We start from the raw sequence: 6,667 nt of genomic DNA on the forward strand, positions 1-6,667 counted from the left end.
CAGACACGCCGGGGTACTCGCGGTCGTCGACGGTGAGGGCCGTCGTCGGGGGCGGCGCCTGCGGCCCGATGACGGCCCGGACGCGCATACGGCAGTGACGGATCGCACCCGAAGGCGGGCCCCGAGGGCCGCGCGTTCGGGTCGATGAGCCGCTGCGGCTTCCCGGGCACGGCCGGCACGCGAGCGGCGGCGCGCTGGGGCATGCCGCCGATGGACCGGGCCGGGCTGGGTATCCGGGAGCGAGAGGGACATTCCGTCGCATTCGCAGGAGGTACGTGCCATGCACACCTTGAAGCACTGGTTCAATCACAGCCTGGTCGGGCAGGCACTGGTGGTCTTCGTCCTGGGCATGGGTTTCAGCGCCCTGTTCCGCCGGGATGACCATCCGGGCTTATGGGTGGTCCAGAGCCTGCTCTACACCGCTGTGATCATCGCGGTCCTCGCTGCTCAGCGCCGTAGAACCGCCCGCGCGACCGGAGCCGACCCGCGCACGGTCGTCAGTCTCAACCGCAGGATCCGGCGCCGTGAGGTTCCGCGGGATCCGGAGGAACGGGCGATGATGCGGCGGCTGGTGGACGATCAGCTGGGCAAGATGGAGCGGGGCAAGCGGTGGCTGCCGTACTGGCTGGCGTTCATGGGCCTGACCGCGGTCGGCATGCTCGTCCTCGGTGCGACCACCGGTTCGCTGGTGTTTCCGCTGGTCTTCACGGTCGGGGTGGTGGCGTTCTGCCTCTGGATCCTGTGGATGCACCGCCGGGCCATGGAACTCCATCACCACATGCGCTCCGCCCTGCGGAACCAGAGCTGACGCGTGCTGTCTCGCTGCCGCCCTGCATACGGGTGAGGGCCCGCCGTCCACGGACGGCGGGCCCTCACCCGGAAGAATGCTGGGGCCGATCAGCCGGAGCCGACGAAGATCACCAGCAGCAGCCAGACCACGGGAGCGGTCGGCAGCAGGGAGTCGAGCCGGTCCATGATCCCGCCGTGCCCGGGCAGCAGTGTGCCCATGTCCTTGATCCCGAGATCCCGCTTGATCATGGACTCGCCCAGGTCACCCAGGGTGGCGCTGGCGGCGACCGCGAGGCCGAGCAGCAGGCCCTGCCACCACGAGCCGTCGTCGATCAGGAACTGCATGCACAGCGCACCGGCCACCATCGCGAAGGCCACGGCTCCGAACAGGCCCTCGCGTGTCTTGCCGGGGCTGATGCGCGGTGCGAGCTTGTGCTTGCCGAAGCGCCAGCCGACGGCGTACGCACCCGTGTCGCTGACGACAGTGAGCAGCAGGAAGGTCAGAACCCGCTGCGGTCCGTCGTCGGCGGTCAGGAGCATCGCGACGAAGGTCGCCAGGAACGGCACGTAGAAGGCGGCGAAGACACCGGCCGTGACGTCCCTGAGGTACCCATCCGGCGGCTCGGTCATCCGCCAGACGAGCACCGCCAGGGCGGTCAGGGCCATGGCGATCCAGGCGCCCTCGGCACCCCGTGCGTAGCCGGCCACGACCATGGCCGCGCCACCGATCGCGAGCGGCACGAGAGGCGCCTTGATGCCCTTGCGCTCCTCCAGCCGGGACGTGAGCTCCCACAGGCCCACGACGACGGCGACCACGATCACACCGACGAAGACTGCCTTGACGACGAAGAGCGAGACGGCGACGACCGCGCCGAGCCCCAGACCGACCCCTATGGCGGATCCGAGATCACGGCCCGCACGCTTCTTCTGCGGGGGTGGCGGCGCGGTGGACATGGGCTCCTGCGGCTTCTCGTCGCGGAACAGGGGGCCGCCGTTCAGGCGTGCGGCCCCCTGGTCCCGGTCATCACGGTCGTCAGCGTCTCTACCTGCGTCGGGAACGTCCGGCACGATGGGCATGGGCCGAGTCTGCTGGGCGTCATGCACATCGTATGCAGGACCCGCCGGAGCGGCCCGCATCTCGGGCGCGGCCCGGTGGCGGGCGCCCTGCGGGACGCCCCAGGAAGAGTCGTTCATCAGACTTCGAGCAGCTCGGCTTCCTTGTGCTTGAGCAGCTCGTCCACCTGCGCGACGTACTTCGCGGTGGTGTCGTCGAGCTCCTTCTCGGCGCGGCGCACCTCGTCCTCGCCGGACTCCTTGTCCTTGACCAGCTTGTCGAGCGTCTCCTTGGCCTTGCGGCGGACGGCCCGGATCGAGATCTTGGAGTCCTCGGCCTTGGTCTTCGCGACCTTGATGTAGTCGCGACGGCGCTCTTCGGTGAGGTCGGGGAAGGTCACCCGGATGATATTGCCGTCGTTGCTCGGGTTGACGCCGAGATCCGAGTCACGGATGGCCTGCTCGATGTTGCGCAGCGCGGTCTTGTCGAACGGCGTCACGACGGCCATACGGGGCTCGGGCACCGAGAACGAGGCCAGCTGGTTGATCGGGGTCAGTGCGCCGTAGTAGTCGGCAACGATCTTGTTGAACATCGCCGGGTGCGCACGGCCGGTGCGGATCGCGGCGAAGTCCTCTTTCGCGACCACGACGGCCTTCTCCATCTTCTCCTCGGCCTCGAGGAGGGTTTCTTCGATCACCACGTGCTCCTGCGTGTCTTGAGTGGGCCCGGCGTGCTCGGGCCCGGCGGGTCCTGCGTCGCGTCCTCACCTGCACGGTGTCCGACCGGCAGGCCGTTGTCCATCCTTCGGGAGCGTCCCCCGCGCTCCCGGGCCCGGCCGGGTTCCCCCGGTGCGGTCCCCCCGGTTGTCAGGCCCGGGTGCCCTGGTCACTCACGAGCGTGCCGATCTTCTCACTCTTGACTGCGCGGGCGATATTGCCCGCGGTGGTCAGCTCGAAGACGAGGATCGGCAGCTGGTTGTCACGGCAGAGCGTGATGGCGGTGGCGTCGGCGACCTTGAGATCGCGGGCGAGCACCTCGCTGTACTCCAGCGCGTCGAACTTCACCGCAGCGGGGTTGGTCTTCGGGTCGGAGTCGTAGACCCCGTCCACGCCGTTCTTCCCCATCAGCAGTGCCTCGGCGTCGATCTCCAGGGCGCGCTGTGCCGCTGTGGTGTCGGTCGAGAAGTACGGCATGCCCATGCCGGCGCCGAAGATGACGACGCGGCCCTTCTCCAGGTGTCGTACGGCACGCAGCGGAATGTACGGCTCCGCTACCTGGCCCATGGTGATGGCCGTCTGGACACGGGAGTCGATGCCCTCCTTCTCCAGGAAGTCCTGGAGAGCGAGGCAGTTCATGACGGTGCCGAGCATGCCCATGTAGTCGGACCGGGCCCGGTCCATGCCGCGCTGCTGGAGCTCGGCACCGCGGAAGAAGTTGCCGCCGCCGATGACGATCGCGATTTCCGCGCCGTCGCGGACGACGGCCGCGATCTCGCGGGCGATGGCGTGCACGACGTCGGGGTCGACGCCGAGACCCCCGCCGCCGGCGAACGCCTCTCCGGACAGCTTCAGCATGAAGCGTCCGCGCACCTTGCCGTCATCGCGCTTGTGGTCACCTGTTGCGGCGTCCGCGCCCTTGTTCATGGAGATTCTCCTCGTGCACATACGAAGGAGGCCATTGCCGGTGGGTCTGTGTCCCTCAGCGGCAATGGCCTCCTCGTCAGATCTGCGGTCGTACGGCGGTGTGCGGCCGTCGACTGCACCAGACCCTATCGGGGTCCACCGTTTTTCGCGGACGGACTCAGATGCCGACCTTGATGCGCGTGAAGCGCTTCAGGGTGACACCGGCCTCGTCCAGGACCTTCTGGACGGACTTCTTGTTGTCCAGCGCGTACGGCTGGCCGAGGAGGGTGGCCTCCTTGAAGAAGCCGTTGACGCGACCCTCGACGATCTTGGGGAGCGCGGCCTCGGGCTTGCCCTCGGCGCGCGTGGTCTCCTCGGCGACACGGCGCTCGGCCTCGACGATCTCGGCCGGGACGTCCTCGCGGGACAGGTACTTCGGCGCGAAGGCGGCGATGTGCTGGGCGATGCCCTTCGCCAGGTCGGCGTCGGCCTTGTCCAGCTCGACCAGGACACCGATCTGCGGGGGCAGGTCGGGCATGGTGCGGTGCATGTACACGGAGACGTAGGCGCCGTCGAACTGCGCGAAGCGGTCCAGGACGATCTTCTCGCCGAGGTTGGCGTTGGCCTCGTCCACATACGCCTGGACGGTCTTGCCGGGCTCGATCTCGGAGGCGAGAAGCGCCTCGATGTCGGCCGGGGAGGTCGCGGCGACGTGAGCGGCGAGCGTGTTGGCGACGGCCTGGAACTTGTCGCCCTTGGCGACGAAGTCCGTCTCGCACTTCAGCTCGAGCAGGACGCCGGAGGTCTTGTCCTCGGAGAGGACGGAGACGACCGCGCCGTTCTCGGCGGAGCGGCCCTCGCGCTTGGCGACGCCCTTCTGGCCCTTGATGCGAAGCGCCTCGACGGCTCCGTCGACGTTGCCGTCGGCCTCGTCGAGGGCCTTCTTGCAGTCCATCATGCCGGCGCCGGTGAGCTCACGGAGCTTCTTGACGTCAGCGGCGGTGTAGTTCGCCATGAGTCTGTATGTCTCTCTCGAAGTCTGAAAGATCTACGGGTGAACGGCGGGGGCGGTGCCTGTGGCTCCCGCCCCCGCCGTCTTCAGCCGTGACGGGTGTCAGGCCTGCTCGGCGTCCGCGGCCGGAGCCTCGGCAGCGGGGGCCTCGGCGGCGGGGGCCTCGGCAGCAGCCTCGGCGGCGGGGGCCTCAGCGGCCTCCGCGTCCGCGACCTTCTCGGTCTCGGCGGAGGTCTGCACCTCGGCGTCAGCCTTCTTGTCGCCCTCGAGCAGGTCGCGCTCCCACTCGGCGAGCGGCTCGCCGGCGGCCTTCTCGCCCGGCTTCGAGTCGCCGGTCGCAGCGCCGGAGCGGGCGATGAGGCCCTCGGCGACGGCGTCGGCGATCACGCGGGTGAGCAGGGTGACGGAGCGGATCGCGTCGTCGTTGCCCGGGATCTTGTAGTCGACCTCGTCGGGGTCACAGTTGGTGTCCAGGATCGCGACGACCGGGATGTGGAGCTTGCGCGCCTCACCGACGGCGATGTGCTCCTTCTTGGTGTCGACGATCCAGACGGCGCTCGGCACCTTCTGCATCTCGCGGATACCACCGAGGGTCTTCTCCAGCTTGGCCTTCTCGCGGGAGAGAACCAGGAGCTCCTTCTTGGTGAGGCCGGAGGCGGCCACGTCCTCGAAGTCGATGAGCTCGAGCTCCTTCAGACGCTGAAGGCGCTTGTAGACGGTGGAGAAGTTGGTGAGCATGCCACCGAGCCAACGCTGGTTGACGTACGGCATGCCGACGCGCGTCGCCTGCTCGGCGATGGCCTCCTGGGCCTGCTTCTTCGTACCCACGAACATGATGGAGCCGCCGTGGGCGACGGTCTCCTTGACGAACTCGTAGGCGCGGTCGATGTACGACAGCGACTGGAGCAGGTCGATGATGTAGATGCCGTTGCGCTCGGTGAAGATGAAGCGCTTCATCTTCGGGTTCCAGCGACGGGTCTGGTGACCGAAGTGGACGCCGCTTTCCAGCAGCTCCCGCATCGTGACGACGGCCATGGCCGTACTCCTTGAGGTGCTCGGTTATCGCGACCGCAGGTTTGCTGTCGCGCCTGACGCCCCGACGCGCCGTGCCACGAAGGACCGAGGAGCGCGGCCACCTCCGGAGAGGAGATGGCGGGGCGTGCGAAGTCGACCCGGTGACCCGGATCGCCAAAAGAAGTGTACGGGACCCACCGGGTGCCGGGTGACGACGCTGTCCACAACCGTTCGGTAGTCCACAGATCCGGTCCATGATCCCCACGGAAGCGCCGGGCGGGGGACGGTGACCACATGCGATTCACAGCTGGACGCCTTTGTCGCCCGATCCGGTCCGGCCGCCGCCCATTCGAGCGTCGTGGCGGGCCCGCAGGTCACCGCCGGTGGTGGGCGGGTGGGGCGGTCGCGGCTGCCCCGGGGCTGCTGCTCGGGGGGCCGCTCGTCATGAGCTGCAGCGGCCTGCACGCCCTGGCGGCGGAACGGCCGCCGCCGAGCGTGGCGGGGGTTGCGGTCGAGGTGGGGGCGCCGGGTACGGCGGATGGCCGAGCACCCCTTCCGCAGGGTCCGGCGGAGGTGAGGGTCTGGCCCCTGGAGGGGCGGCCCACGGTCGTACGGGGGTGGGAACCGCCCGCCACCGAGTACGGGCGCGGTCACCGCGGGGTGGACCTCGGTGCCGGGCCGGGCGCGCGGGTGCTCGCGGCCGCGGCGGGCCGGGTGTCGTTCGCGGGCGGCGTGGCGGGGCGCGGAGTGATCGTGATCGAGCTTGCGGGGACCGGCGATCCACCGCTGCGGACCACCTATGAGCCGGTACGCCCGCTCGTCGCGAAGGGCGACGAGGTCACGGCCGGCCAGGCGGTGGCGGTCCTGTCGGCCGGGCCGTCGCACTGTGATTCCGGCTGTCTGCACTGGGGGCTGCGGCGTGCGGAGGCGTATCTGGACCCGCTGTCGCTGCTGCCGCCGTCCCTGCTGCGGCGCGGCCCTTCCCGGCTGCTGCCGGTGTGGGGCGTGCCGGAACCCGGTCCCGCGCGGGCGTAACCACGACACGCCGCCGTCCCTGCTGCGGCGCTGCCCTCCTCGACTCCTGCCGGTGTGGGGCGTGCCGGAACCCGGTCCCGCGCGGGCGTAACCACGACACGCCGCCGTCCCTGCTGCGGCGCTGCCCTCCTCGACTCCTGC

The 6,667-nt window shown here is 69.5% G+C and carries 7 protein-coding genes; 2 read left to right on the forward strand and 5 right to left on the reverse strand.

Going from position 1 to position 6,667, the window contains the following annotated elements:
* Positions 1-280 precede the first annotated feature (280 nt).
* Complete coding sequence (locus tag ABZ434_RS15345) at positions 281-808, forward strand: hypothetical protein (protein ID WP_359135750.1); 528 nt, start codon at positions 281-283, stop codon at positions 806-808.
* A gap of 89 nt (positions 809-897) precedes the next feature.
* On the opposite strand, the gene ABZ434_RS15350 is transcribed toward ABZ434_RS15345, so the two are convergent.
* The 5 genes from ABZ434_RS15350 to rpsB form a co-directional block, all read right to left on the reverse strand.
* Complete coding sequence (locus ABZ434_RS15350) at positions 898-1,983, reverse strand: phosphatidate cytidylyltransferase (protein ID WP_359135752.1); 1,086 nt, start codon at positions 1,981-1,983, stop codon at positions 898-900.
* Positions 1,983-2,540: a ribosome recycling factor gene (gene frr, locus ABZ434_RS15355; protein WP_037690170.1), complete on the reverse strand. Its 558-nt coding sequence runs from the start codon at positions 2,538-2,540 to the stop codon at positions 1,983-1,985. The genes ABZ434_RS15350 and frr overlap by 1 nt, the downstream gene beginning before the upstream one ends.
* Before the next feature lie 169 nt (positions 2,541-2,709).
* Positions 2,710-3,486 carry a UMP kinase gene (gene pyrH / locus ABZ434_RS15360; RefSeq protein ID WP_359135755.1) on the reverse strand — a complete coding sequence of 259 codons (777 nt, stop codon included), beginning with the start codon at positions 3,484-3,486 and terminating at the stop codon, positions 2,710-2,712.
* Between the two features lie 157 nt (positions 3,487-3,643).
* Positions 3,644-4,480 (reverse strand): translation elongation factor Ts, encoded by an 837-nt coding sequence (tsf, locus tag ABZ434_RS15365; protein WP_359135757.1) that lies wholly within the window; start codon positions 4,478-4,480, stop codon positions 3,644-3,646.
* Positions 4,481-4,579: 99 nt separating this feature from the next.
* Complete coding sequence (gene rpsB, locus ABZ434_RS15370; RefSeq protein WP_306057991.1) at positions 4,580-5,512, reverse strand: 30S ribosomal protein S2; 933 nt, start codon at positions 5,510-5,512, stop codon at positions 4,580-4,582.
* A 423-nt stretch (positions 5,513-5,935) separates the two neighbouring features.
* Here rpsB and ABZ434_RS15375 point away from each other — a divergent pair, with 423 nt between their 5' ends.
* A complete protein-coding gene (locus ABZ434_RS15375; protein WP_359135759.1) occupies positions 5,936-6,526 on the forward strand; it encodes a M23 family metallopeptidase in 591 nt (196 codons plus the stop codon).
* Positions 6,527-6,667 lie beyond the last annotated feature (141 nt).

Origin of the sequence: Streptomyces sp. NPDC005761 (assembly GCF_040630635.1) — a bacterium.
In the GTDB taxonomy this organism is placed as follows: domain Bacteria; phylum Actinomycetota; class Actinomycetes; order Streptomycetales; family Streptomycetaceae; genus Streptomyces.